23 protein-coding genes are annotated in these 23,433 nt (G+C 73.6%); 6 read left to right on the forward strand and 17 right to left on the reverse strand.

Going from position 1 to position 23,433, the window contains the following annotated elements; genetic code table 11:
* The first annotated feature begins 147 nt into the window (after positions 1-147).
* Positions 148-588, forward strand: a complete 441-nt coding sequence (locus IF28_RS0126925) for a DUF6314 family protein (protein WP_030225219.1) — start codon at positions 148-150, stop codon at positions 586-588.
* Here IF28_RS0126925 and IF28_RS0126930 read toward each other — a convergent pair.
* The 3 genes from IF28_RS0126930 to IF28_RS0126940 all read right to left on the reverse strand — a co-directional run bounded on the left by IF28_RS0126930 (position 570) and on the right by IF28_RS0126940 (position 3,199).
* A complete protein-coding gene (locus tag IF28_RS0126930) occupies positions 570-1,163 on the reverse strand; it encodes a histidine phosphatase family protein (RefSeq protein ID WP_030225221.1) in 594 nt (197 codons plus the stop codon). The two genes, IF28_RS0126925 and IF28_RS0126930, sit on opposite strands and share 19 nt — an antisense overlap.
* Positions 1,164-1,281: 118 nt before the next feature.
* Complete coding sequence (locus IF28_RS0126935; protein WP_030225224.1) at positions 1,282-1,719, reverse strand: GNAT family N-acetyltransferase; 438 nt, start codon at positions 1,717-1,719, stop codon at positions 1,282-1,284.
* Between the two features lie 40 nt (positions 1,720-1,759).
* A complete protein-coding gene (locus IF28_RS0126940) occupies positions 1,760-3,199 on the reverse strand; it encodes a PLP-dependent aminotransferase family protein (RefSeq protein ID WP_037894109.1) in 1,440 nt (479 codons plus the stop codon).
* On the opposite strand from IF28_RS0126940, the gene IF28_RS0126945 reads away from it, so the two are divergent.
* Positions 3,198-4,115 (forward strand): DMT family transporter, encoded by a 918-nt coding sequence (locus tag IF28_RS0126945; protein WP_030225228.1) that lies wholly within the window; start codon positions 3,198-3,200, stop codon positions 4,113-4,115. The genes IF28_RS0126940 and IF28_RS0126945 overlap by 2 nt on opposite strands.
* 12 nt (positions 4,116-4,127) lie before the next feature.
* On the forward strand, positions 4,128-4,325 hold the full coding sequence (locus IF28_RS0126950; RefSeq protein ID WP_030225230.1) for a DUF1918 domain-containing protein: 198 nt from the start codon (positions 4,128-4,130) through the stop codon (positions 4,323-4,325).
* Between the two features lies 1 nt (position 4,326).
* On the opposite strand, the gene IF28_RS0126955 is transcribed toward IF28_RS0126950, so the two are convergent.
* The gene (locus IF28_RS0126955; RefSeq protein WP_030225232.1) at positions 4,327-5,577 is read right to left on the reverse strand and encodes a glycoside hydrolase family 10 protein; all 1,251 of its coding nucleotides are present in this window, start codon (positions 5,575-5,577) and stop codon (positions 4,327-4,329) included.
* A 166-nt stretch (positions 5,578-5,743) separates the two neighbouring features.
* Here IF28_RS0126955 and IF28_RS0126960 point away from each other — a divergent pair, with 166 nt between their 5' ends.
* A complete protein-coding gene (locus IF28_RS0126960) occupies positions 5,744-6,601 on the forward strand; it encodes a 3-hydroxybutyryl-CoA dehydrogenase (RefSeq protein ID WP_030225233.1) in 858 nt (285 codons plus the stop codon).
* Positions 6,602-6,675: 74 nt separating this feature from the next.
* Here the strand turns inward: IF28_RS0126960 and IF28_RS0126965 are convergent, their stop codons facing one another.
* The 10 genes from IF28_RS0126965 to infC form a co-directional block, all read right to left on the reverse strand.
* Positions 6,676-7,221, reverse strand: coding sequence for an NUDIX hydrolase (locus IF28_RS0126965; protein ID WP_030225234.1), 546 nt, complete (start codon positions 7,219-7,221; stop codon positions 6,676-6,678).
* 200 nt (positions 7,222-7,421) lie between these two features.
* A complete protein-coding gene (locus IF28_RS0126970) occupies positions 7,422-8,762 on the reverse strand; it encodes a hypothetical protein (RefSeq protein WP_030225235.1) in 1,341 nt (446 codons plus the stop codon).
* A gap of 253 nt (positions 8,763-9,015) precedes the next feature.
* On the reverse strand, positions 9,016-10,062 hold the full coding sequence (locus IF28_RS0126975) for a PP2C family protein-serine/threonine phosphatase (protein WP_030225237.1): 1,047 nt from the start codon (positions 10,060-10,062) through the stop codon (positions 9,016-9,018).
* Positions 10,063-10,365: 303 nt separating this feature from the next.
* Positions 10,366-12,879: a phenylalanine--tRNA ligase subunit beta gene (pheT, locus tag IF28_RS0126980; RefSeq protein WP_030225239.1), complete on the reverse strand. Its 2,514-nt coding sequence runs from the start codon at positions 12,877-12,879 to the stop codon at positions 10,366-10,368.
* Positions 12,879-14,000 carry a phenylalanine--tRNA ligase subunit alpha gene (gene pheS, locus IF28_RS0126985; RefSeq protein ID WP_030225241.1) on the reverse strand — a complete coding sequence of 374 codons (1,122 nt, stop codon included), beginning with the start codon at positions 13,998-14,000 and terminating at the stop codon, positions 12,879-12,881. The genes pheT and pheS overlap by 1 nt, the downstream gene beginning before the upstream one ends.
* A 174-nt stretch (positions 14,001-14,174) precedes the next feature.
* Entirely contained in the window at positions 14,175-15,320 is a 1,146-nt protein-coding gene (locus tag IF28_RS0126990; RefSeq protein WP_030225243.1) for a sensor histidine kinase, read from the reverse strand.
* Positions 15,321-15,413: 93 nt separating this feature from the next.
* Complete coding sequence (locus IF28_RS0126995; RefSeq protein WP_030225245.1) at positions 15,414-16,262, reverse strand: TrmH family RNA methyltransferase; 849 nt, start codon at positions 16,260-16,262, stop codon at positions 15,414-15,416.
* Between the two features lie 264 nt (positions 16,263-16,526).
* The gene (gene rplT, locus IF28_RS0127000) at positions 16,527-16,910 is read right to left on the reverse strand and encodes a 50S ribosomal protein L20 (protein ID WP_004933571.1); all 384 of its coding nucleotides are present in this window, start codon (positions 16,908-16,910) and stop codon (positions 16,527-16,529) included.
* A 95-nt stretch (positions 16,911-17,005) separates the two neighbouring features.
* Positions 17,006-17,200, reverse strand: a complete 195-nt coding sequence (gene rpmI / locus IF28_RS0127005; RefSeq protein ID WP_003977225.1) for a 50S ribosomal protein L35 — start codon at positions 17,198-17,200, stop codon at positions 17,006-17,008.
* Positions 17,201-17,311: 111 nt separating this feature from the next.
* Positions 17,312-17,953: a translation initiation factor IF-3 gene (gene infC, locus IF28_RS0127010; RefSeq protein WP_078621453.1), complete on the reverse strand. Its 642-nt coding sequence runs from the start codon at positions 17,951-17,953 to the stop codon at positions 17,312-17,314.
* A 396-nt stretch (positions 17,954-18,349) separates the two neighbouring features.
* Here infC and IF28_RS0127015 point away from each other — a divergent pair, with 396 nt between their 5' ends.
* Positions 18,350-18,727, forward strand: coding sequence for a DUF1844 domain-containing protein (locus IF28_RS0127015; protein ID WP_030225255.1), 378 nt, complete (start codon positions 18,350-18,352; stop codon positions 18,725-18,727).
* A 4-nt stretch (positions 18,728-18,731) separates the two neighbouring features.
* Here IF28_RS0127015 and IF28_RS0127020 read toward each other — a convergent pair whose 3' ends face one another.
* Positions 18,732-19,463: an SseB family protein gene (locus IF28_RS0127020; RefSeq protein WP_030225258.1), complete on the reverse strand. Its 732-nt coding sequence runs from the start codon at positions 19,461-19,463 to the stop codon at positions 18,732-18,734.
* 49 nt (positions 19,464-19,512) lie between these two features.
* Here IF28_RS0127020 and IF28_RS0127025 point away from each other — a divergent pair, with 49 nt between their 5' ends.
* The gene (locus tag IF28_RS0127025; protein WP_420713797.1) at positions 19,513-20,340 is read left to right on the forward strand and encodes a serine hydrolase; all 828 of its coding nucleotides are present in this window, start codon (positions 19,513-19,515) and stop codon (positions 20,338-20,340) included.
* On the opposite strand, the gene mycP is transcribed toward IF28_RS0127025, so the two are convergent.
* Together mycP and IF28_RS40300 are read right to left on the reverse strand one after the other, a co-directional pair.
* The gene (gene mycP / locus IF28_RS0127030) at positions 20,325-21,497 is read right to left on the reverse strand and encodes a type VII secretion-associated serine protease mycosin (protein ID WP_030225262.1); all 1,173 of its coding nucleotides are present in this window, start codon (positions 21,495-21,497) and stop codon (positions 20,325-20,327) included. The genes IF28_RS0127025 and mycP overlap by 16 nt on opposite strands.
* Positions 21,494-23,230, reverse strand: coding sequence for a hypothetical protein (locus tag IF28_RS40300; RefSeq protein WP_324616058.1), 1,737 nt, complete (start codon positions 23,228-23,230; stop codon positions 21,494-21,496). Before IF28_RS40300 ends, mycP begins: the two co-directional genes overlap by 4 nt.
* Positions 23,231-23,433 lie beyond the last annotated feature (203 nt).

A 23,433-nucleotide genomic window follows, 5' to 3' on the forward strand; every position in this document is an offset into this window, starting at 1 on the left:
CAGCGGCTCTCTCTAGGAGTTGGGGTGACTCTAGGAGGTGTTCGATATATCGATCAGTGGTCAGCACTTCGAACGGCAAGATAGGGAGGAGGCAGGAGCACGTCAATGGGTCGCGCGAGGGCGGAGACCATGCGGGAACGAGGCGGGATGGGCGAGTTCTGGCCGGTGCCCGATGTACTGGACTATCTGAACGGCCGCTGGCGGGCTGAACGGACCGTGCGGGACCTGACGGGCGGGGAGGAGGGCCGGTTCGAGGGGACGGTCGTTTTCGGCCCACTGGAGGGCGGCGGTCTGCTGCAGAGCGAGTCCGGCGACTTCACCTGGCGGGGGGTCACCCGGCCCGCGGAGCGGACCCTGCGCTTTCTGCCCGGTCCGGGCGGCACGGCGGACGTACGGTTCGCGGACGGCCGGCCCTTCCACGGCCTGGATCTCACGACGGGCCACCACATCGCCGACCACCCCTGCTCGGCGGATCTCTACCGGGGCGAGTTCACCGTGCGGGACGCGGACCACTGGCGGACGGTGTGGAGGGTACGCGGCCCCGCCAAGGACCTGGAGCTCACCACCGCCTACGCGCGCGTGGGCTGAGCGGACACCCCTTCGAGGCGCAGGCTCCAGCGGCCCGCCAGGCCGGCGACGCCGATCGTCGACAGCGGGCCGACGTCGATGCTCCAGAACGCGGACGGCGGCGCCTTGAGCACATACACCAGGGCCGCGCGGATCACGGACGGCTCGGCCACGGCGACGACCCGGCAGTCGTCCTCGGCCGGCCGGGTGTCGAGCCAGCCGCCGACCCGGCCGATGAACCCCAGCAGCGACTCCCCGCCGTGCGGGGCGGAGCGCGGGTCGGCGAGCCAGGCGTCCACGGCACCCGGCTCGCGGGCCATCGCCTCCCCCAGGGTCAGCCCCCGCCAGCGGCCCATGTCGCAGTCGCGCAGGGCGAGTTGCACGAGCGGCGCGTAGCCGAGGCACTCCCCGGTGGCGCGGCTGCGCGGGGCCGGCGAGCAGTAGCGCAGATCGGCGGCGGCGAGGGGCAGCAGTTCGTGCGCGACCCGTTGCACCGCGCTCCAGCCGGCCTGGTCCAGTGGCCGGTCGTCCTCGAAACGTTCCGCGAGCACCGAGGAGCTCCCCGCGGCGGCGACGAACGTGACCCGAAGTGCCATGCGGCGATCGTGAGACGCCCACGGGTCCGGGTCAAGGGGTGTCACCGAGACGTCACTCACGGTACATCCGGCCTTACCGGCTGGTAGGGCCAGGCGGGCGAGCGCCCCCGGCGCCCCCTCATTCGTCGACGAGCGCCATCCACTGATCCGGCCGCTCCAGCGGCCGGAACCCGAGCCTGGCGTAGACCTCGTGCGCGTCGTGCGTGGCCAGCGCGATCCGGCGCAGCCCGTACGGCCGCAGCTCCTCCCGTACGGCCGCCACCAGCGCCGTGCCCAGACCCTTGCCGCGCACGGAGGGGTCCACGTACACATCGCAGAGCCACGCGAACGTCGCCCGGTCGGTGATGATGCGGGCGTAGGCCACCTGCTCACCCGAAAGCGTGTCGTAGACGCCGAAGTTGAGCGAGCCCTCGACCGCCCGGTCGTGCTTCTCACGGGTGCGGCCCAGGGCCCAGTAGGCGTCGCCGGCCAGCCACCGGTGCACGCGCTCGGCGTCGATCCGGGCGGGGTCGGTGGAGATCTCGTAGCCGTCGGGCAGGGGCGGGGTGTCGGTCATGACGGGATGCTCGCAGCTCACGCGAGGCGGCGTCGAACACTTATCCCCGCCGCGCCTCGTTCCAGGCCGCGCGCAGTCGTCGTACGCCTTCCGTGATCTCCTCGGCGCCCGCCACCGCCGCGAAGCTCAGGCGGAGGTGGGCGGCCGGGGGTTCGGCGCTGAAGTAGGGGCGGCCGGGGGTGACGGCGACGCCCGCGCGCAGGGCCGCGGCGGTCAGGGCGGACTCCGCCGTGCCGTCGGGCAGCCGCGGCCACAGGTGGTAGCCGCCGGACGGGATGTGCGGCAGGGTGAGTTCGGGCAGATGGAGGCGGAGCGCGGCGGTCATCGCGTCCCGGCGGGTGCGCAGCGCGGCCGAGATCGCGCGCAGATGGCGCGGCCAGGCCGCCGAGCCGACGAGTTCCAGCGTGGCCTCCTGCAACGGCCGGGGCACGAAGAAGGTGTCGACGATCTGGATGGCCCGCAGCCGTTCCAGGACCGGCCCGTGCCCGACGAGCGCGCTCACCCGGAAGCTGGGCGAGGTCGCCTTGGTCAGCGAGCAGACGTGCACCACCACCCCGTCGGGGTCGTCGGCGGCGAGCGGACGCGGCAGCGGGCCCGCGTCCTCGTGCACCAGCCGCCGTACGAAGTCGTCCTCGACGACGAAGGCGCCCGCCTCGCGGGCGATGCGGAGCACCTCGCCGCGCCGCCCGGGGGCGAGCACGGCCCCGGTGGGGTTCTGGAACAGCGGCTGGCAGACGAAGACCCGGGCGCCGGTCGCCCGGAACGCGTCGGCGAGCAGTCCGGGCCGTACGCCGTCCGCGTCCACCGGGACGGGCACCGGGCGCAGTCCGGCCGCGCGGGCGATGGCGAGCATGCCCGGATAGGTGGGCGACTCGACGAGGACGGGTGCGCCCGGCGGGGCGAGCGCGCGCAGGGCGGTGGTCAGGGCGGACTGTCCGCCCGCGGTGACCAGCACACCGGCCGCCGTGACGGGCCCGCCGATGCTGCGCGCGAACCACTCGCGCAGCTCGGGCAGCCCCTCCATGGGCGGCCGCCCCCAGGCTCCCGGCCGGCGCCCGGCGCGGGACAGTGCCGCCGCCATGGCCCGTTCCGGCTGCAGGGAGGGGTGCAGATAGCCGCCGTTGAACTCGATCACCCCGGGCGGCGGGGCGGCCAGCGAGACCAGCACCCCGGAGGCGTCCACCGAGCGCGGTACGAGGTCGGCGGCGCCGTCGGCGCTGAGGGCGACCTCCTGCCAGGAGGTGTCCCCGGCGGGCGCGGACGTCACCCGCGGCTGTGCGCGGAAGGCGCCGGCGCCGGGCCGGGTGACCACCAGCCCCTCGGCGGCGAGCTGCGCCAGCGCGCGGGACACGGTCACCGGACTGACCCGGAACCGCTCCACCAAAGCCCGGCTGGACGGGAGCTTTCCACCGGGAGAGTAGCGGTCCAGCTCCCTTCGCAGCTTGTCCGTCAGCTCACCGACACTGCTACGCTCATGCATGAGAGCTCAGAGTAGCGCTACCGCCCCGGCACCGATAGCAGTCACCGCCCCGCACGACCGGCGCGGATTCGGCACCGTCCAGGCCGCCCTCGGCGTGATCGCCTTCTCCCTCACCTTCCCGGCCACCGCCTGGGGTCTCGAGGGCTTCGGGCCCTGGTCGCTGGTGGCCGTGCGCAGTGTGCTCGCGGCGTTCATCGCCGGCGGCTGTCTGCTCGCGCTCCGCGTGCCGCCGCCGGAGCGGAAGCACTGGCCCGGACTCGCGGTGGTCGGCGCCGGAGTGGTCCTCGGCTTCCCGATGCTGACCACGCTCGCCCTGCGGACCTCCACCACCGCGCACGCGGCCGTCGTGGTGGGCCTGCTCCCGCTGACCACGGCGCTGCTGTCCGCCCTGCGGGTCGGCTCCCGCCCCTCGCGCACCTTCTGGGTGGCCGCCCTGGCGGGCGCGGCGGCGGTGCTGGCGTTCACCGTGCAGCAGAGCGGCGGCGCGCTGACCACGGCCGACCTGTATCTCTTCGGCGCGCTCCTGGTGTGCGCGGCCGGCTACACCGAGGGCGGCAGGCTGGCCCGGGTGCTGCCGGGCTGGCAGGTGATCGGCTGGGCGCTGCTGCTGTGTCTGCCGCTCACCCTGCCCGTCGCCGCCGTCGCGCTGAGCGTGGAGCCGGTGGAGCCGACCGCGCACAGTGTGGCCGGACTGCTGTGGGTGGCGGCCGGTTCGCAGTTTCTCGGGCTGATCGTGTGGTATCGGGGCATGGCGGCCATCGGCATACCCAAGGCCAGCCAGTTGCAGCTGGCGCAGCCGCTGCTCACACTGGTGTGGTCGGTGCTGCTGCTGAACGAACAGCTGACGGTGGCCGCCCCGCTGACGGCAGCGGCCGTGCTCGTCTGCATCGCCGTCACCCAGCGGGCACGCGGCTGAGAGGAGGCCCCGATGCGCGCAACCGAGGGTGACCAGCTTGTCCAGCACGGCAGGGTGGTCGGCCAGCAGGACAAGGTCGGAGAGATCGTCGAGGTGATGGGCCAGGAGGGGAACCCGCCCTTCCGCGTCCGCTTCGAGGACGGGCACGAGGGCGTGTGCTCACCCGGCCCCGACACCGAGATCCGGCACCGGGCGGCTCGGCGGAGGTGACTCAGCGCGGGGGCTCCGCCGGCCGGCCGTAGTGGTCGGCGACCACCCGCGCCATCGCCCCGGCCGGATCGGCCGCCACCTCACGGGCGGCGAAGTAGACATGCCCGCGCACCTCCGGGTACGTCCCGGCGAGCGTGAGGTGACGGGACAGCTCGGCCGGATCCCGCCAGGGCGCGGGCTGGGCCGGATCGCCCGCCTTGTAGAGCGCCTCCCCCGCGTAGAGCCGGGTCCCGGTGCCCCGGACGACCTCGGCCCACCAGGGAAGCAGCTTCGCGTAGTCGGCGGCGGCGAAGCCGATGTTCCAGTACAGCTGCGGGCAGATGTAGTCGATCCAGTTCTCCCGCGCCCACCGGCGGGTGTCGGCGTGCAGATCGTCGTACGTCTGCACGCCCGCGCGTGTGTCCGAGCCCCGCTCGTCCGTCTCCGCGTTGCGCCACACGCCGAAGGGGCTGATGCCGAAGCGTGTGCCGGGCCGGATCCGCTCGATGTGGTCGGCCGTCTCGCGCACCAGGCGGTCGGTGTTGTCCCGCCGCCAGGCCGCCCGGTCCTCGAAGCCGCCGCCGAAGGCGTCGTAGGCGAGGTCGTCGTCGAAGGTCTGCCCGGCCACCGGGTACGGGTAGAAGTAGTCGTCGAAGTGGACCGCGTCGACGGGGTAGCGGCGCACCGCGTCGAGCATCGCCTCCCGCACGAACGCGCGGACCTCGGGCAGGCCCGGGTTGTAGTAGAGCTTGCCGCCGTACGTCACGACCCAGCCGGGGTTGCGGCGGGCGGGATGGGAGGCGGTGAGCCGGGCGGGGTCGGCGTGCGTGGCCACGCGGTACGGGTTGAACCAGGCGTGCAGCTCCAGCCCGCGCGCGTGCGCCTCCTCGACGGCCGTGCCGAGCGGGTCCCAGCCGGGATGCGCGCCCTGGGTACCGGTGAGGTACCGCGACCAGGGTTCGTACGGCGACGGCCACAGCGCGTCGGCGGTGGGCCGTACCTGGAAGACCACCGTGTTGAGACGGTTCCGGACGGCCGTGTCGAGGTGGGCGAGCAGTTCGGCGCGCTGCCGCGCGGCGCTCAGCCCCGGCCGGGAGGGCCAGTCCCGGTTGGTGACGGTGGCCACCCACATGCCCCGCATCTCACCGGTCGCGATCTCGCCGGTCGCGGCGGCCGGCACCTCGCGCCGGCCGGGCGCGGCCGACGCCCGCGGCACCGTCGCCAGCGCGGCCAGCGCCGCCGTGGCGAACGCCCTGCGTGACACCCGCCCCATCGCATCCCCCTGCAACACCGTCGAAACACCTGGTCGGGTCCGGTCCTGCGGCCAGGATGCCCCACCCCCGCGATCGATCATCGATACTTCCGGGTAACGTGCACGAACGGAGCAGGCCCCGGGACCGGAACCTGCCACAGCCGTAAGCAGGAGCGAAAGGACCGATGTGACCGACATCGAACGCGTCGGAGTGGTGGGCTGCGGTCAGATGGGTGCGGGGATCGCCGAAGTGTGCGCCCGGGCCGGACTGGACGTCAAGGTGGCCGAGACCACCGGCGAGGCCCTGGAGATCGGCCGCACCCGGCTGTTCAACTCCCTGTCGAAGGCGGCCGAGCGCGGCAAGATCTCGACGGAGGAGCTGGAGGCCACGCAGGCGCGGCTGAGCTTCACCACGGACCTCGGCGAGTTCGCCGACCGTGATCTGGTGATCGAGGCCGTGGTCGAGAACGAGCAGGTCAAGACCGAGATCTTCCAGGTCCTCGACCAGGTCGTGACCCGGCCCGACGCGATCCTGGCGTCCAACACCTCCTCCATCCCGCTGGTGAAGCTGGCGGTCGCCACCGCGCGGCCGGACCATGTCATCGGCATCCACTTCTTCAACCCGGCCCCGGTGCAGAAGCTGGTCGAGCTGATCCCCGCGCTCACCACCTCCGAGGGCACGCTGAGCCGCGCCCAGGCGTTCACCGAGAAGACGCTGGGCAAGCACGCGATCCGCGCGCAGGACCGCTCCGGTTTCGTGGTGAACGCGCTGCTGATCCCGTACCTGCTCTCCGCGATCCGGATGTTCGAGTCGGGCATCGCCAGCCGTGAGGACATCGACAACGGCATGGAGATGGGCTGCGCCCACCCGATGGGCCCGCTGAAGCTGTCCGACCTGATCGGCCTGGACACGGTGGCCTCGGTGGCGTACTCGATGTACGAGGAGTACAAGGAGCCGCTGTACGCCGCTCCCCCGCTGCTCCAGCGCATGGTCGACGCGGGCCGCCTCGGCCGCAAGAGCGGCTCGGGCTTCTACACCTACTGAGCTCCGGTGAAGGCCCGGCACCCCGCGGGAAGCTGCCCGACAGCATCCCCGCGGGGTGCCGGGCCTTCGGCGTTTCAGGGACTGCCGTCCTGGCCGAGCCTGAGGTGGTGCAGCAGGAGTAACGCCGCGGCCATGCCCGCGGCCGGGACCTCCTGGGCGGCGACCAGATCGGGGACCACCTTCAGGGGCACCCACTCCCGGCGGTCCGACTCGAAGTCGTCCACCGGGTGGCCGACGTACTCGCCCTCGTCGGACCAGTAGACGTGGTGCCGGGCGTCGGTGAGGCCGTTGGACGGCTCCACGCTCATCAGATGGCGCAGCGGTCCCGGGCGCCAGCCGGTCTCCTCCTCCAGTTCCCTCGCGGCGGCCACGGCGATGTCCTCGCCGTCCTCGACGACGCCGGCGGCGAGCTCCCATCCCCAGCTGTCGGTGATGAAGCGGTGGCGCCACAGCAGGAGGACCTCGTTGGCCTCGTTCACCACCGTGGCCACGGCGACGGGCCGCAGCCGTACGAGGAAGTGGTCGAGGTGCCGGCCGTCCGGCAGCTCGACATCGGCGAGGTTGACGCTGAACCAGCGGTTGGCGTACACGGTCTCTTCGCTCTGCTTCGTCCACTGCACGGTGCTGCCACCTTCCGACGGGTAAGGCGCAATATCGCAGCAGCGGTGGCCCCGCAGGCAGGCGCACGGGAGGCCGCCCGCGGCGCAGCGACGGGCGCGGCGGGGGCGCGGACAGGGCACGCGGTCCGGGGGATGCGCCGGTCGCCAGGGGGCGCGCGACACAGGAGCGCGCGACGCCGCGGGCATGCGTCGGACGCCCTCTAGAGCGGTACGCGCAGTGCCCCGTCGATGAGTTCGGCCGCCTCGGCGGTGCCGGCGCCGCCGCTGCGGACGAGGTGCTCACGCACCGCGCGCAGCCGGTCCCGCACCCGCTGCGACTCCATTCCCCGGGCCAGTTCGGCCATCTGCACGGCGAGGGCGACCGCCCTGTCGGCATTGCCCTGGCGCAGTTCGACGGTGCTCAGCATGGCCAGCCGGTGCACACGGCCCCGGTCGTGCGCGGGCGTGTCCACGGCCGCCGCCGCGTGCTCGCCGGCCGCCGCCAGTTCGCCGAGGCTGAGCAGCGCCTCCGCCACCTGGACGTTGACCAGGCCCGGCTGGACATAGCCGGTCTCGTCGGGTTCGGTGCCGGGCCGGATCCGCTCGGCGGCCTGCTCGGCCCGCCGGATGCGGGACAGCGCGCCGCTGCCGTCACCGAGGTGCGCGTACGCCTTGGCCTGCATCGCGTACAGGTCGGAGGCGAGCGCCGGGGTGATGTGGGGGCCGGCGGCGCGCAGCGCGGCCTCCGCGAAGGCGACGGCCTGCCGGTACTCCCGCATGAACAGCGACTGGTTGACGAGGAGCGCGATCACATAGGCGCCCAGTCCCCGGTCGCCGCTGGCCTTCGCCAGCCGCAGCGCCTGGTGGAAGTAGCGCTGGGCGAGCCCGTGCGCGTCGGAGTCGTACGCGCAGATGCCGGCGATCGCCACCAGGCCGCCGGTGGCGCGGTGGAGCTGGCGGCCGGTGGCGTCGGTGTAGCTGCCGCGCAGCAGGGGGGCGGCCTCGGCGTTGAGGAAGCCGACGATCCGGGCGCGGGTCGCGACCCCGCCGGCCTTGCGGTACAGCTGCTCGTAGTGGGTGCGGGCGGTGCGCAGCATGTCGAGGTCGCCGGAGGTGACGCGGTGCCGGCCGCCGCGGGAGACGTCCACGTCCTCGGGCGGGTTCTCCCACTCCCATACGGGCATCACGGCGGGCGTGCCGGTGACGGCGGGGGCGCCGAGTATGTGCGGGCGGCGCTGCTGGTCGGAGCGCCACAGGGCGGTGGCCCGCTCGACGAACCCGGAGAGCGAGCCGGCGTGCGGGTCGGCCGGTCCGCCGGGCACACCGAGACCGATGTCGTCGAGCGTGACCTGGCGCCGCAGCCGGGCGGCGAGCACCTCGCAGATCAGGTCGGGCACCTGGCCGCGGGGCCGCTGTCCCTTCAGCCACCGCGCCACGGCGGTGTGTTCGTAGCGGAGCGACAGTCCGCGGGCCCGACCGGCCTGGTTGACGTGGGCCGCCAGGCCCGCGTGCGAGATCCCGGACTCGTCCAGGATCGCGTCGAGGAAAGTGTTGGGCTGCATTCCAGGCCCCCCGTTGGCTCGGTGGCGGACAGAGTAATGGCCTGCCGTTCACACGGGGTGCGAACGGAGTGCCCCGATCCGTAGTGTGCGCACACTGTCGCTGAGCGTGTCCGGCCGGTTGACTGAACTGCCTCGAAAGAGGCCGGCCGGGCCGCCGGCTCCCCCTCGTACAGTGCGGCGGCCCGATTCCACGCCGTCCGCCCCGCTGCCTGCCCGACACTCCGTGGTGGGACGGACGGCGTGGCGCGGCCGGTCACGCGGGGGACTGGAGGTGGGGTTTCGCGTGCGGGTGCGCGGGGGTGATGCCCACGTGCCGCTCGTTCCTGAGGATCAGCAGCGCCACGTCGTCGTTCGGCGGGCCGGCGGTGTGTTGCAGGAGTGCCGTCAGGACCGCGCACAGCACGGAGCGGGGCGTGAGGGGGCGTTCGCGGGCGGCCGCGGTGAGGACGTCGCGCAGCGGGAAGAACCGGCCCTCGGCGTCCCGCGCCTCCTCGGCTCCGTCCGTGTGCAGGACGAGCGTGTCGCCGGGCAGCAGCGGGCCGCAGAGGACGGCGGGGAGGTCCGCGGGCAGCGGGAACAGGCCGAGCGGCGGGAGCGGTTCGGTGCGGGCGAGCGGTTCGGCCCGTGCGCCGGTGAGCAGATACGGCCAGGGGTGGCCGCAGTTCAGGGCCCGTACGACGCCGTCGGGGAGGATCTCCAGGAGCAGGACGGTGACGAACTCCTCGCCGGGCGGGCCGTCCTGGGCGCGTTCGCGCAGGTGCCGGGCCATCGCCCGGTCCAGTCGGCGCAGCACGCCGGCGAGGTCCGCCTCGTCGTGGGCGGCCTCACGGAAGCTGCCGAGGACGGCGGCGGCGGTCCGTACGGCCCCGAGGCCATGGCCGCGCACGTCGCCGATGACGGCGCGTACGCCGTGCTCGGTGGCGACCACCTCGTACAGGTCGCCGCCGATCCGGGCGCCGGGGTCGGCGGAGAGGTGGACCGCGGCGGCGGCCAGGCCGTCGACTTTCGGGGGCGGCGGCCTCAGCAGCGCGCTCTGTGCGGCCTCGGCTGTCCGACGGGCCTCGCGCAGGTCGCGCAGGAGGCGGTGGCGTACGTGCATCACCAGGCCGGTGATGAGCGCGCACATGACGGCGCTGCTGATGAGGCGGGCGGTGAGGGCGTCGTCGTGGGCGAGTGGGCAGGTCGCGCGGTAGGCCACCGCGGTGGCGCCCAGGGCTGTGGGTACGGCGTAGGTGGGCAGCCTTGTGGGCTGGAACCTCGGTGGCACCCTGTGGGGAGCCCCAGGCTTGAAGCGGATCATGCGGATGGCCCCCCATTTTGGCCCGGACAGCGCAGACCGGCCTCTCGAGGCCGGTCTGATTCTGTCCAGTGGGTGGCGTGAAATGGGGGTATCGGGGTGGTTAGTCACCCGAACGAGTGAGGTGACCGGCGGGTTGAGGGGGGCGGGGGAGGCGCGGGCGGCATGTCGCGCCCCCCGCGGCCTCCGGGGGCGGAGTTTTTCGCCCCCGCCGCCCCTTCCCGTTCCCGTCCCCGGGGGCTGCGCCCCCAGACCCTCATGTCGGCCCTTCGGTCCTCGTCCTCGAACTCCCGGAGCGGCTGAGGGTCAGCCCCTCAGTACCGCCCCCGTGCGGTCTCCCGCCAGCGTCACCGCCGACTCCCGGGCCGCCGACGCCTCGTCGACCGTCAGGGTGCGGTCCGTGGCCCGGAAGCGGAGGGCGTAGGCCAGGGACTTGCGGCCCTCGCCGAGCTGGTCGGCGTTCTCGTACACGTCGAACAGGCGGATGGACTCCAGCAGTTCGCCGGCGCCCTCGCGCAGCGCCGCCTCCACCTCCGAGGCGGGTACGAACGCGTCGACGACCAGGGCGACGTCCTGCGTGGCGACCGGGAAGGTGGAGATGCCCGGCGCCTGCGGGGTGTCGTCGCCGACCTGCTCCAGGGCGTCCAGGTCCAGTTCCATCGCGCAGGCGCGCGCGGGCAGGCCCAGGGTCTTCAGGACCCGCGGGTGCAGCTCGCCGGCGTGGCCGATGATCCGCTCCTCGCCGTCGGCCGTGACGGTCAGCTCGGCGCAGCGGCCGGGGTGCCACGGGCCGTACTGGCCCTTGCGGACGCCCAGTTCGGCGCCGGCCTCACGGGCGACGGTCCGGGCGGCCTCGACCGCGTCGGCCCAGTCGCCGGAGCGGCCCCCGCCCCACCAGCCGGCCTGCTCGCGGGCGCCGGCCAGCACCACGGCGACGTGCCGGGGCTGCTCCGGCAGCGCGGCGTCCAGCGCGGCGATGTCGTCCACGCTGGGGCGCCGGTCCACGGGCAGGTTCGCGGCGGCCCGCCGCTCGTCGCGCGGATGGAAGACCAGGCCGGTCTCGAACAGGGCGAGGTCGTGCGAGCCCCGGCCGTCGTTGCGGCGCAGCGCGCCGAGCAGGCCCGGCAACAGCGAGGTGCGCAGCGCGGGCTCCTCGTCGCTGAGCGGGTTGACCAGCTTCACGACACGGCGGGCCGGGTCGTCGGCGTCCAGGCCGAGCTGGTCGAAGACCTGCTCGCTGACGAACGGGTAGTTCAGCGCCTCGACGTAGCCGGCGCCGGCCAGGGCGCGGCCGATCCGGCGGTGCAGACGCTGACGGGCGGTGAGCCCGCGGCCGGCCGGCGGCTTGGGCAGCGTGGAGGGCAGGTTCTCGTAGCCCTCCAGCCGGATGACCTCTTCGGCCAGGTCGTTCGGGTCGGTGAGGTCGGGCCGCCAGGACGGCACGGTGACGATCAGCTCGTCCTGGCCGTACACGTCGCAGCCGACCTCCTGGAGGCGGCGTACGACGGTCTCGCGGCCGTACGCCACACCCGCGACCTTGTCCGGGTGGTCGGCGGGCGCGGTGATGGTGTGCGGCGCGGTCGGGGCGATGACCTCGGTGACGCCGGCCTCGGCGGTGCCGCCCGCGAGCAGCACCAGCAGGTCGACGGTCCGCTGCGCGGCAGCGGCGGCGGCCTGCGGGTCGACGCCGCGCTCGAAGCGGCGGGACGCCTCCGAGGACAGTTTGTGGCGGCGGGCGGTGCGCGCGATGGACACCTGGTCGAAGTGGGCGGCCTCGATCACCACGTCACCGGTCGGCTTCTCGAGGTCGTCGTGGTCGGCGATCTCCGTGTCGGCGCCGCCCATGACACCCGCGAGGCCGATGGGGCCGCGGTCGTCGGTGATGACGAGGTCCTCGGCGTGCAGCGTGCGCTCGACGCCGTCGAGGGTGACGATCTTCTCGCCCTCGGCGGCCCGGCGCACGCCGATGGTGCCCTGGACCAGGGAGCGGTCGTAGGCGTGCAGCGGCTGGCCGAGCTCCATCATCACGTAGTTGGTGACGTCGACGGCGAGCGAGATCGGGCGCATGCCGACCTTCTGCAGCCGGCGCTTCAGCCAGATCGGGGAGCGCGCCTCGGGGCTGAGGCCGGTCACCGTACGGGCGGTGAAGCGGTCGCAGCCGGCCGGGTCGGACACCTTCACCGGGTAGCCGAACGCGTTCGGGCCGGGCACGTCGAGGAGGGCCGGGTCGCGCAGCGGCAGGCCGTAGGCGATGGCGGTCTCGCGGGCGACGCCGCGGAGGGAGAGGCAGTCGCCGCGGTTGGCGGTGACGGCGATGTCCAGGACCTCGTCGACGAGTTCGAGGAGCTCGATGGCGTCCTTGCCGACCTCGGTCTCCGGCGGCAGCACGATGATGCCGTGCGTGCCGTCGTCGCCCATGCCCAGCTCGTCGGCGGAGCAGATCATGCCGTGGGACGTCTTGCCGTACGTCTTGCGGGCGCTGATCGAGAAGCCGCCGGGCAGGGTGGCGCCGGGGAGGACCACGACGACCTTGTCGCCGACGGCGAAGTTGCGGGCGCCGCAGACGATCTCCTGCGGCTCACCGGTGCCGTTGGCCCGCCCCACGTTCACCGTGCAGAAGCGGATCGGCTTCTTGAAGCCCTCCAGCTCCTCGATGGTCAGCACCTGGCCGACGACGAGGGGGCCCTTGAGGTCGGCGCCGAGGTGCTCGACGGTCTCGACCTCCAGCCCGGCCGAAATGAGCTTGGCCTGTACGTCACGGCCGGTCTCCGTCGCCGGCAGGTCGACGTACTCCCGCAGCCAAGAAAGCGGGATCCGCATCAGATCTCCATCCCGAACGGCCGGGTGAACCGGACGTCACCCTCGACCATGTCTCGCATGTCCTCGACGTTGTGGCGGAACATCAGCATCCGCTCGATGCCGAACCCGAAGGCGAAGCCGCTGTACTTCTCGGGGTCGACGCCGCAGGCGGTGAGCACCCGCGGGTTGACCATGCCGCAGCCGCCGAGCTCGATCCATCCCTCGGACGAGCAGGTGCGGCAGGGCCGGTCGGGGTTGCCGACGGACGCGCCCTTGCAGACGTAGCAGAGCATGTCCATCTCGGCGGACGGCTCGGTGAAGGGGAAGAAGTTCGGCCGCAGCCGGGTCTTCATCTCCGCGCCGAACAGCGACTGGACCATGTGGTCCAGGGTGCCCTTGAGGTCCGCCATGGTCAGGCCCTCGTCCACGGCGAGCAGCTCGACCTGGTGGAAGACGGGGGTGTGTGTGGCGTCCAGCTCGTCGGTGCGGTACACCCGGCCGGGGCAGATCACGTAGACCGGCAGCTCGCGCTCCAGCAGGGAGCGGATCTGCACGGGCGAGGTGTGGGTGCGCAGGACGACACCGGACTCGGTGCCGCCCTCGGGGCCCTGCACGAAGAAGGTGTCGGCCTCGCCGCGGGCCGGGTGGTCCGGGCCGATGTTGAGGGCGTCGAAGTTGAACCACTCGGCCTCGGCCTGGGGGCCCTCGGCGACCTCGTAGCCCATGGCCACGAAGACGTCCTCGATGCGCTCCGACAGCGTGGTGAGCGGATGGCGGGCGCCGGCCGGGACGCGGTCGTGGGGCAGCGTGACGTCCACGGCCTCCTCGACCAGGACGCGCGCGTCGCGCTCGGCCTCGAGTTCGGCCTGACGGCCGGCGAGCGCCTTGTTCACGGCGCCGCGTGCCTGGCCGACGCGCTTGCCGGCCTCGGCCTTGGCCTGCGGGGGCAGGGCGCCGATCTCACGGTTGGCCAGCGCCAGCGGGGAGGCGCCGCCGGTGTGGGCGACCTTGGCCTCCTGGAGCGCGTCGAGGGAGTCCGCGGCGGCGAAGGCGGCGAGCGCCTCGTCCCGCATGCGCTCGATCTCTTCCGGTTTCAACGCCTCGACCTCGACAGGGTCGTACGACTTATTCGGTGCCGACATCTCTTCCCGTACTTCCGATTGTCCCCCAGCTACCACTGGGAGGTGCCCCCGGGCTGATGGTCCCCGTACCGACTCCCGGACGGTGCGTCCAGGTTTTTGGGACACAAAGGTGCCAAAGGCCGAGTCTAACGGTGTGGTGGTGAGCGAATGCGCCCGTGGCGCCGGGCCCGGATCTCAGCTGAGATACGCGGGTGCCGCCACGGGCAACGTAAATCGGAACTCGGCGCCGCCGCCGGGGGCGCGTCCGACCGTGATGGTGCCGCCGTGGGCTTCGACGATGCCCTTGACGATGTACAGCCCGAGGCCCGTGCCGCCACGTTTGCTGCCCCGCCAGAAGCGGGTGAAGACGCGGTTCATGGACTCCTCCGGGATGCCGGGCCCCTCGTCGCTCACCGTGACCGACGTGGCCGCGCTCTCGCCGGTCTCCCGTTCGCGCGGGGACGCCGAGGGCGTGATGTCGATCGTGACGGTTCCCTCGCCGTGGCGCACCGCATTTTCCAGCAGGTTGCTGAGCACCTGGTCCACCTTGTCGGGGTCGGCCCACAGGTCGGGCAGCGGGTGCTGCACCCGGAGCAGGAAGCGGTCTGCCTCCTGGCCCGCCGCGACATAGGCCTGGATGTGCCGTCCGACGGCGGCCCCGATGTCGACGGGCTGGCGGCGCACCTCGAGCCGGCCGGAGTCGATACGGGATATGTCGAGCAGCTCGGCGATGAGCCGGGTGACCCGGTCGGCGTCGGCGTCGACGGTCTCCAGCATCAGCCGTTTCTGGTCGTCGGTGAACCGCTCCCACTTGGCGAGCAGGGTGGCGGTGAAGCCCTTGACGGAGGTGAGCGGGGAGCGCAGTTCGTGGGCGACGGTGGCGATCAGCTCCGCGTGGCTGCGCTCGGTGCGGCGCCGGGCCTCGGTGTCGCGCAGGCCGACGACGACACGGCGGACGGGGCCGGTGGGCCGGGTACGGACGTAGCGGGCGGAGACGAGGACCTCGCGGCCGCCGGGAAGCAGCAGGTTGCGTTCGGGCTGGCGGACGCGGATGGCGAGGCCGCCGTAGGGGTCGGTGAGCTGCCACCAGCGGCGGCCCTCCAGGTCCTCTAACGGCAGGACGGTCTCCAGCGGCTGCCCGAGGGCGCGCTCGGCGGGGACGGCGGTGATACGGGCGGCGGCCGTGTTGAAGCAGATCACCCGCCCGTGCTCGTCGGCGACGACGAGTCCGTCGGGCAGCTGGTCGGGGTCGATGCCGAGTTCGGCGAGATCACCGGGCCGGGGCGCGGGCGGGCGCGCGGCCCGTCGTGCCCCCGGTGCGCTGCTCGTGCCGACACTCATCCCCGTACCCCACCTCTCGGACCATCCTCGGGGCGCCCCGTGCTCGAGCCCCTGCCGAGAGCTTGGGGAGGGTCCCCCGGGCTGGTCACCCTACTAGCTCCCGGTGACGGAGCGGCACCCTCCGGCGGCGCGCTGTGCACGGGCCGACGCGTAGAGACATACGGCGGCGGCGGTGGCGAGGTTCAGGCTCTCCGCCTTTCCGTGGATGGGAACGCGGACGACGGCGTCGGTGAGGGCGCGGGTCTCCTCGGGCAGACCCCAGGCCTCGTTGCCGAAGACCCAGGCGGTGGGGCCGCCCATGGTGCCCTTGTCGAGCTCGTCGTCGAGGTCCCGGTGGCCCGCGCCGTCGGCGGCGAGGAGGCGTACGCCCGCGTCCCGCAGTCCGGCCACGGCCTGTTCGACGGGAACGCCGACGGCGACGGGAAGGTGGAACAGGGAGCCGACGGAGGCGCGTACGGCCTTGGGGTTGTACAGGTCGACGGAGGCGTCGGTGAGGACGACGGCGTCGGCTCCGGCGGCGTCGGCGCAGCGCAGCACGGTGCCGGCGTTCCCGGGGTCGCGCACATGGGCGAGGACGGCGACGAGCCTGGGCCGGGCGGCGAGGATCTCCTGGAACGGCGTGTCCAGGAACCGGCACACCCCTACCAGCCCCTGCGGGGTGACGGTGGTGGAGATGTCGGCGATGACGTCCTCGGACGCGAGGTGGACACGCGCCCCGGCGTCACGGGCCGCCCCGACGATGTCGGCGTACCGCTCGGCGGCCTCGACGGTGGCGAACAGCTCGACGAGCGTGTCCCCGTGCCCGGCCGCCTCCCGCACGGCCTGCGGCCCCTCGGCGAGAAACAGCCGCTCCTTCCCCCGGAAGTTCCGCTTCCCGAGCCGCCGAGCGGCGGCAACACGCGGAGAACGGGGGGAGATCAGCTCGGGGCTGACGGGAGCCATGTCTTCACCTTCGGAGGAATCGCAATGTACGGGGTCGCGGCAACGGTGCAGCTCCCTGGTGGCCCTGCGCCGCCCTGCACACAGCGGCGCCCGCAACCCCCTGGGGGCGCGGGGCTGTTTCGATGTGCGGCTCCGCCGCGTGGGCGCGACCAGCCGCAGCCGGGCCCGCACCCGAAGGACCGCCGAGGAACGGCAAACAACAGGACCCGCAAGCCATAAGCCTGCGGGTCCTGCACTCACGTCCGGCTCAAGGCCAGCGCAGCGTCACGCGGCCTTCGGCGCGTTGACGTCCGCCGGCAGCGCCTTCTGCGCGACCTCGACCAGCGCGGCGAACGCCGTCGCGTCGTTGACGGCCAGCTCCGCGAGGATCTTGCGGTCGACCTCGACGTTGGCGGCCTTCAGGCCCTGGATGAAGCGGTTGTACGTGATGCCGTTGGCGCGGGCAGCGGCGTTGATGCGCTGGATCCACAGCTGACGGAAGTCGCCCTTGCGCTTCTTGCGGTCGTTGTAGTTGTAGACCAGCGAGTGGGTGACCTGCTCCTTGGCCTTGCGGTACAGGCGCGAGCGCTGACCGCGGTAGCCGGAGGCCTGCTCGAGGATCGCCCGGCGCTTCTTGTGGGCGTTGACTGCCCGCTTGACGCGTGCCACTTGTTAACTCCTTGTAGCGGGGCCGTGGTTGTCGCCACACGGCCCGGAAACGATTGGGTCCCGGTGTGCGTGGATCAGGCGCGGTGCGCCCGACCTCACTTGCCGAGAAGCTTCTTGATCTTCGCGGCGTCGCCCGGGGCCATCTCGGCGTTGCCGGTGAGGCGACGCGTCACGCGGGACGACTTGTGCTCGAGCAGGTGGCGCTTGCCGGCGCGCTCACGCAGCACCTTGCCGGAGCCGGTGATCTTGAAGCGCTTGCTGGCACCGCTGTGCGACTTGTTCTTCGGCATAGCGCCGTTCTCTCCTCGTCGGTGGCGCTCCGATGCCCGGTCTTGAGAACCGGGCACGGTGGAGCGTCGTACTTGTTGTCGGTTGCTTCCTGGGGCTCGCACCCCGGGGAGTCACGCCTCGGCAGGCTCCTCGGCCGGCAGGTCCTCGGCTTCCGCGACGTTCTGCGACTTGCCGGGGTTGGCCTTCGCGTCCGCCTTGCGGGCTTCCTGCGCCTGCCGGGCCTCGGCCATCGCCTCGGTCTTCTTCTTGTGCGGACCGAGAACCATGATCATGTTCCGGCCGTCCTGCTTCGGGTTCGACTCCACGAACCCGAGGTCGGCCACGTCCTCCGCGAGACGCTGCAGCAGTCGGTAACCGAGCTCCGGCCGGGACTGCTCGCGACCACGGAACATGATCGTGATCTTGACCTTGTCGCCCTGCTTGAGGAACCGGACGACGTGACCCTTCTTGGTGTCATAGTCGTGCGGGTCGATCTTCGGCCGGAGCTTCATCTCCTTGATGACCGTGTGCGCCTGGTTCTTGCGCGCCTCACGGGCCTTCATGGCCGACTCGTACTTGAACTTCCCGTAGTCCATGAGCTTGCACACGGGCGGACGGGCGTTCGCCGCGACCTCGACGAGATCGAGGTCGTACTCCTGCGCAAGCTCCAGGGCCTTGGCAAGCGGGACAATCCCGACCTGCTCGCCGCTGGGACCGACAAGTCGCACCTCGGGAACGCGAATCCGGTCGTTGATGCGGGGCTCGGCGCTGATGGATCCTCCTCGGTAGCACCACGCGACGGTCTGGCGGACAGCCGCGTAACGTCTGTATTCGTGAGACCTAACCGCGCCGAAACAGAAAAAATGCCCCGGCCGATCACAGGCGGGGTTCCTCGAACTACCGGAACACCGCCACGATGATCGCGGGGCGCGCTTTCGGGCCGATCGCCGCCTCGGGGGACGGGACCGCCTGACCGGTGACCTGCCGCCCGGGGGGCGGTCAGGTGGGAGTTCGAAGCCTCCACTTGTGGGCCGGGCTCATATGCTGCGAGGCACACGGGTCCGACCGGTCGTTACACAAGGTTAGCAGCTCCCGGTGGGCCGCACCAACCGGCCGTACCGGCCTCCTGCCGTCAGGGGGGCGCCCCCCTTGCGCCTATCGTGTGGGGCATGAGTGAGACCTCCCCTTCGGACACCCCCGGAACCTCCGGTGACCCCGACTTCGACGCCATGGCCCGCGACATCGCCGAGGTCCCGGCCGTCGAGGTGATCGTGACGGTCGCCGTCAACCTGATGAGCGCCGCCGCCGTGAAGCTCGGTCTGACCGAGGAGGGCGACACGTTCAAGGACCTGGACGAGGCCCGCAAGCTGGTGCACGCGCTGGCCGGTCTGCTGGACGCCTCCGCGACCGAGATCAGCTCGTTCCACGCGGCGCCGCTGCGCGACGGTCTGAAGTCGCTCCAGCTGGCGTTCCGCGAGGCCTCGCTGGTCCCGGACGAGCCGGGTCAGGGTCCGGGCGAGAAGTACACGGGCGCCGTCTACGGCTGAGGTCTCAGGGACGTACGTACAAGGGCTCGCCGGGAGGCGTGGTCCCGGCCGGCAGGACTGCCAGGTCGAGGCCGCGCACCAGGCGGGCCCTCAGTGTCTCGTCGGCGGCCAGCCGCCGCGCCATGGCGCGCGCGGCCTCGGCGGCCGGCACGGCGGGGTCGAGGACGAGGGCGAGGGTGCCGTCGGCCTGGCCCGGCCCGAGGTGGGCGCGCAGGACGGCGGGTTCCGCGGCGACCGCGGCGCGTACGGCCTCGACGACGGCCGGGTCGGCGAGCGGGTCGGTGCTGGTGCGGCCCTCGGCGAGGGCGAGCAGGGTGGGGCCGGTCAGTTCGAAGGGCACGGGCCCGGCCAGGTCCAGTACGACGGTGTCCGCCTTCTCGTGCGCGGCGGCCTCCAGGGCCTGGCGCAGCGGTACGGCGACGGGGCGGGCCTCCGGGTCCCAGCGGGCGAGCGACTCGGTGGAGGTGAAGGCGGGAAGGGCGGTGCGGTTGCCCGCCTTCAGCGTCGGTACGGCCATGTCGCTGGTCTTCTCACGGCGCAGCCCGTTCTCGTCCCGCTCCACCTCGCCGAGTACGGCCACCACGGGAACGAGCAGCCGGGCGTCCTTGAGTGCCGCGAGGACGGGGCCGACGGCGTTGCCGTCCTCCGCCCAGCCGGCGAGCGCGGCGCTCAGCCGGGGGTCGGCGGTGCCGTCGTCGTCGCGGAACGGGGAGTCGGGGATGTTCTTGTTCGCCACGGTCACCGACCCTATCGGGGGCGGGCCGGGGTTCACGGCGGCGGGGACGATGTACATGACCGCGCACCCGGCGGCGGTGCGGACGGCGGACAGGGAGGACGCGGTGGAGAGCGCGACGGAGGCGGCGGTGGACCGGGACGCGGTGCTGGCGGCGGCCATGGAGCGGGTGGACGTGGCGGACGGCGCCGAGGTGTCGGTGGCGGTGCTGGAGACCGGCTCCGGGGAGGGTGCCTCGTACGGCGCGGGCGTCTTCGACACGGCGAGCGTCGTCAAGGTCGACGTCCTCACGGCGCTGCTGCTCCGGGCGCAGGACGCGGGGCGGGCGCCGACGGCCGAGGAGCGGACGTACGCCACCGCGATGATCGAGAACAGTGACAACGACGCCACGTCGGCGCTGTGGCGGTCCATCGGCACGGCGGAGGGGCTCGACGCCGCGAACGAGCGGTTCGGGCTGACGGACACGGCGGGCGGGGACGGGCCGCTGTGGGGGCTGACGCAGACCACGGCCGACGACCGGATCCGGCTGCTGCGGCAGGTGTTCGTCGCGCAGGGGTCGCGGCTGAGCGAGGCCTCGCGGGCGTATGCGCGGGAGCTGATGGGGCGGATCGCCGCGGGGCAGCGGTGGGGGGTGTCGGCGGCGGCCGACGGCGCGGGGTGGGCGCTGAAGAACGGCTGGCTGCGGCGCGGCACCACCGGCCTGTGGGTGATCAACAGCATCGGGCGGGTGACGGCGGGCGGCCACGACTACCTGGTGGCGGCGCTGTCGCGGGGCAGCGCGACCCGGGAGGAGGGGATCGCGCTGACCGAGGCGGCGGCGCGGGCGGCGGTGTCGGTGTTCAGCGGGGGCGGACCGGCCGGGGCTCAGACCTCGTCGTAGCGGGGGCGGCGGCCTCGCCACAGGACCACGGCGGCGACCAGCAGGACTCCGCCCGCGCCGCCCGCCAGGGGGGCCGCCCAGTCGGCGGTGTCGCCGCCGGAGTCCGCGGTGTCCGGTCCGGGGCCGAAGTACCGGTCCCCGTAGGCCGCCGCCTTCAGCCCCTCCGGCTTCAGCCGGGACGCGGCCTCGATCGCGGCGGCCGGGTCGATGAAGCCGAAGCCGCGGGAGTCGTCGCGCCCGTCGGCGGGGGCGTTGCGGGCGGTGTCCTTCAGGAGGTCCTTGACCTGGGCCGGGGTGAGGTCCGGGTGGGCCGCCTTGATCAGGGCGACGGCACCGGAGACGAACGCGGCGGCGGCGCTGGTGCCCCAGCCCTCGTAGTACTTGTGGTCGGGGTCGGCGATGATCACGTCGACGCCGGGGGCGCTGACCGTGGCGTACCAGCGGCGGGTGGAGAAGGGGGCGCGGGTGCCGTAGCGGTCGACGGCGGTGGCGGCGATGACGCCGGGGTAGGCGGCCGGGTAGGAGACGTGGTCGCCCTTCTCGCCGCCGTTCCCGGCGGAGGCGACGACGGTCACGCCCTTGCGCAGGGCGTACTGGATGGCCTGGTCCTCGCCGGATTCGGGGTGCGCGGAGGCGGAGTCGTCGCCGAGGGAGAGGTTGATGACGTCGGCGCCGTGGTCGGTGGCCCAGCGGATGCCGTCGGCGAGGGCGTTGCCGCGGGTGCGGCGGGCCTTGGCGCGGGCGTCGTCGCCGTCCTCGAGGATCACGCGGACGGGGAGGATCTTCGCCTCGGGCGCGATGCCCATGACGCCGTCGGCGTTGCCGGCGCCGTGTCCGTGGCCGGCGATGATGCCGGCCATGGCGGTGCCGTGGCGGGCCCAGGCGCGGTCGCCCTCGCTCGCGCCGAAGCCGACGAGGTCCGTGCCGGTGAGGACGTTGCCGTCGAGGTCGGGGTGGTCGGCCTCGACGCCGGTGTCCAGGACGGCGACGGTGACGCCCGCGCCCTTCGTGGTCTGCCACGCCTCGGTGGTGTGCATGGCCTCGAGGGCCCACTGCCGGGCGCGGATGCCGTCCGCGTGCGCCTCGGTGGCGGGGACGAGGACGAGGGCGGCGGCGAGGAGGCCGCCGAGTGCGGCGGTGCCGGTGCGAGGGCTCATGACGGCTGCTCCGTGGCGGTGCCGGCCTTCTTGCGCAGGCCGCGTTCGACGCGGTCGGCGAGGCCCTGGGCCTCGTGGCCGAGGCCTGCCTGGGCGGGGGCGGTGGTGGCTCCGGACTCCATGGCGTCCTCGGCGGGCTGGGGGGTGTCGACGGTGCGGCCGTCGGCCCAGCCGGTGACGGCGTAGACGACGACGGGGGCGTCCGTGAGGACGGAGACCGTCCAGGAGGCGCGCTGCTTCGCGCCGAACCCGGCGGCGGCGGTGCCCTTGGCCGCGTACGGCAGGGGCATCAGGTCGCTGCGGCGGTCCAGGCGCTCCTTCTCGAAGCGGCGGGCGAGGGTGGTCATGGCGGCGGCGTCGGCCCTGGTGAACAGCAGGCCGACGGTGGTGACATGACTCTGGGTGGCGTCGGTGTAGGTGGCGCGCAGCAGGCGCTCGCAGCCGACGGGAGCGAGGACCTTGCGCATCAGGGCGTCGAAGGCGCCGTCGCAGTCGCTGTCGGGGGCCACGGCGATACGGGTCCAGACGCGGTCGGCGCCGCCGGGGCCCGCGCCCTTGCCCTGCACGGTGGGCGGGAACAGCTGGTCGACCGGGACGTCGTGCCACATGTCCTGGGCGGCGGCGAAGCCGGGCCGGGCGCCCGGCCCGTCGGAGTCGCCGGTGAGCCAGCTCCCGGTGACGGCGCCGCCGATGAGTCCGGTCCCGAGGACCAGGCAGGCGGCTGCCGCGATGGCCTGGGACCGTCCGCGCCGTCCGAGCGGCCGGGGCCGCGCGCCCTCGCCGTACCCTTCCGGCTCCCCGAACGACACCACGGGCCGCCCCGCCCCGGACGCACCGCCCGGCGCCATGGGCGCACTCCAGGAGAACGCGGGATCGGGCACACGACCGCTGCCGGCCCCGGACGGGGTGCCGTGCGCCGGGCCCGCGCCCGGACGCGGGTCCGAGGCCCGGTGATCGGCGCCGGGGCGCCGGGCCGGGCCGGGTACGTCGGTCGGCGCGTACGGCGGTGGTGAACCGGCACCGCGCGCGTCGCCCGTGCCCGGACGTCCGTCCCAGGGTCGGCCGGCCTCCGGTCGCCGCGCCGGGCGGGACGCGTCGGCCGGCGGGTACGCCGGGGCCGCCCCGGCAGCGGCCGTGCCCGGGCGCGCGCCCGGAGACTGCCGGCGCGCGGGGCGCGGCGGGTCGGTCGGCGGGGGCGTCCCGGGGCCGCGTGTTTCGCGCGTGACCGGGGGGCGTTCGCCGGTGTCCCCCGGCGGGGGTGTGTGGGCGTCCCGGGTGCGCAGGGGGCGCAGGCGGGTGGTCGTCTCCGCGGGGGACTCGGGCGGGGTGGGGCGGTGGGTGGGCTGTGGGGGGACGGAGCGGGTCTCGCCGCCGACGGTCGGCGGGGTGTCGGGGAAGCGGGCGGAGGCGCGGGGCGGCGGGGGCGTGCCGTCGCCGGTGCGCGGGCGGGGCGCCGAGGGGCCGGTGTTCCCGGCCGGCGGTTCGCGCCGTTCGAAGGCGCCGGAGGCGCGTCCACGCGGCCCGCCCGTGCCGTCGGCGTCCGTGGCGACCGGTTCGCGGGGGTCGAAGAGGCCGGCGCCGCCCGAGGTGCGGCCTCGGGGGACGCTGGGTTCCGGGGCGTCCTGGCCGTCGCGTTCGTCCGTCGGGGACTCGTTCGGTTTCGGCGGATGCGCGGGGCGCGGTGGGACGGCGGGTCGTGGCGGGTGGGAGGCGCGGCGCGCTTCCGTGCTCATGCACCCCCCGTTCCGTCGTGCCCGCCCGGCACGGACTCGTCCCGGGCACAGATACCCGCACGGACGGCGCGTCATCCCGGCCCGGCCCGACGGCCGGCGCCTGTTCCGCCCTGCGTGCGCGTCACTCTACGGCGTGATCCGCGTCGAACGGGAACCAGTCCGCAGGCCCGCGGCATCTGCCCGGAACATCCCCTACCGTGCGG

Origin of the sequence: Streptomyces sp. NRRL WC-3626 (genome assembly GCF_000718785.1) — a bacterium.
GTDB lineage: Bacteria > Actinomycetota > Actinomycetes > Streptomycetales > Streptomycetaceae > Streptomyces > Streptomyces edwardsiae.

Bases quoted from the DNA above. Each gene is read 5' to 3' on its own strand.
- IF28_RS0126975 (WP_030225237.1), bottom strand. From the start codon at position 10,062: ATGATCCGCTTCAAGCCTGGGGCTCCCCACAGGGTGCCACCGAGGTTC.
- IF28_RS0126995 (WP_030225245.1), bottom strand. From the start codon at position 16,262: ATGGCTCCCGTCAGCCCCGAGCTGATCTCCCCCCGTTCTCCGCGTGTT.
- IF28_RS40300 (WP_324616058.1), bottom strand. From the start codon at position 23,230: ATGAGCACGGAAGCGCGCCGCGCCTCCCACCCGCCACGACCCGCCGTC.
- pheT (WP_030225239.1), bottom strand. From the start codon at position 12,879: ATGCGGATCCCGCTTTCTTGGCTGCGGGAGTACGTCGACCTGCCGGCG.
- IF28_RS0126955 (WP_030225232.1), bottom strand. From the start codon at position 5,577: ATGGGGCGGGTGTCACGCAGGGCGTTCGCCACGGCGGCGCTGGCCGCG.
- pheS (WP_030225241.1), bottom strand. From the start codon at position 14,000: ATGTCGGCACCGAATAAGTCGTACGACCCTGTCGAGGTCGAGGCGTTG.
- IF28_RS0127015 (WP_030225255.1), top strand. From the start codon at position 18,350: ATGAGTGAGACCTCCCCTTCGGACACCCCCGGAACCTCCGGTGACCCC.
- IF28_RS0126940 (WP_037894109.1), bottom strand. From the start codon at position 3,199: ATGCATGAGCGTAGCAGTGTCGGTGAGCTGACGGACAAGCTGCGAAGG.
- IF28_RS0126925 (WP_030225219.1), top strand. From the start codon at position 148: ATGGGCGAGTTCTGGCCGGTGCCCGATGTACTGGACTATCTGAACGGC.
- IF28_RS0126970 (WP_030225235.1), bottom strand. From the start codon at position 8,762: ATGCAGCCCAACACTTTCCTCGACGCGATCCTGGACGAGTCCGGGATC.
- mycP (WP_030225262.1), bottom strand. From the start codon at position 21,497: ATGAGCCCTCGCACCGGCACCGCCGCACTCGGCGGCCTCCTCGCCGCC.
- IF28_RS0126950 (WP_030225230.1), top strand. From the start codon at position 4,128: ATGCGCGCAACCGAGGGTGACCAGCTTGTCCAGCACGGCAGGGTGGTC.
- IF28_RS0126990 (WP_030225243.1), bottom strand. From the start codon at position 15,320: ATGAGTGTCGGCACGAGCAGCGCACCGGGGGCACGACGGGCCGCGCGC.
- IF28_RS0126930 (WP_030225221.1), bottom strand. From the start codon at position 1,163: ATGGCACTTCGGGTCACGTTCGTCGCCGCCGCGGGGAGCTCCTCGGTG.
- IF28_RS0126945 (WP_030225228.1), top strand. From the start codon at position 3,198: ATGAGAGCTCAGAGTAGCGCTACCGCCCCGGCACCGATAGCAGTCACC.
- IF28_RS0126935 (WP_030225224.1), bottom strand. From the start codon at position 1,719: ATGACCGACACCCCGCCCCTGCCCGACGGCTACGAGATCTCCACCGAC.
- rpmI (WP_003977225.1), bottom strand. From the start codon at position 17,200: ATGCCGAAGAACAAGTCGCACAGCGGTGCCAGCAAGCGCTTCAAGATC.
- IF28_RS0127025 (WP_420713797.1), top strand. From the start codon at position 19,513: ATGTACATGACCGCGCACCCGGCGGCGGTGCGGACGGCGGACAGGGAG.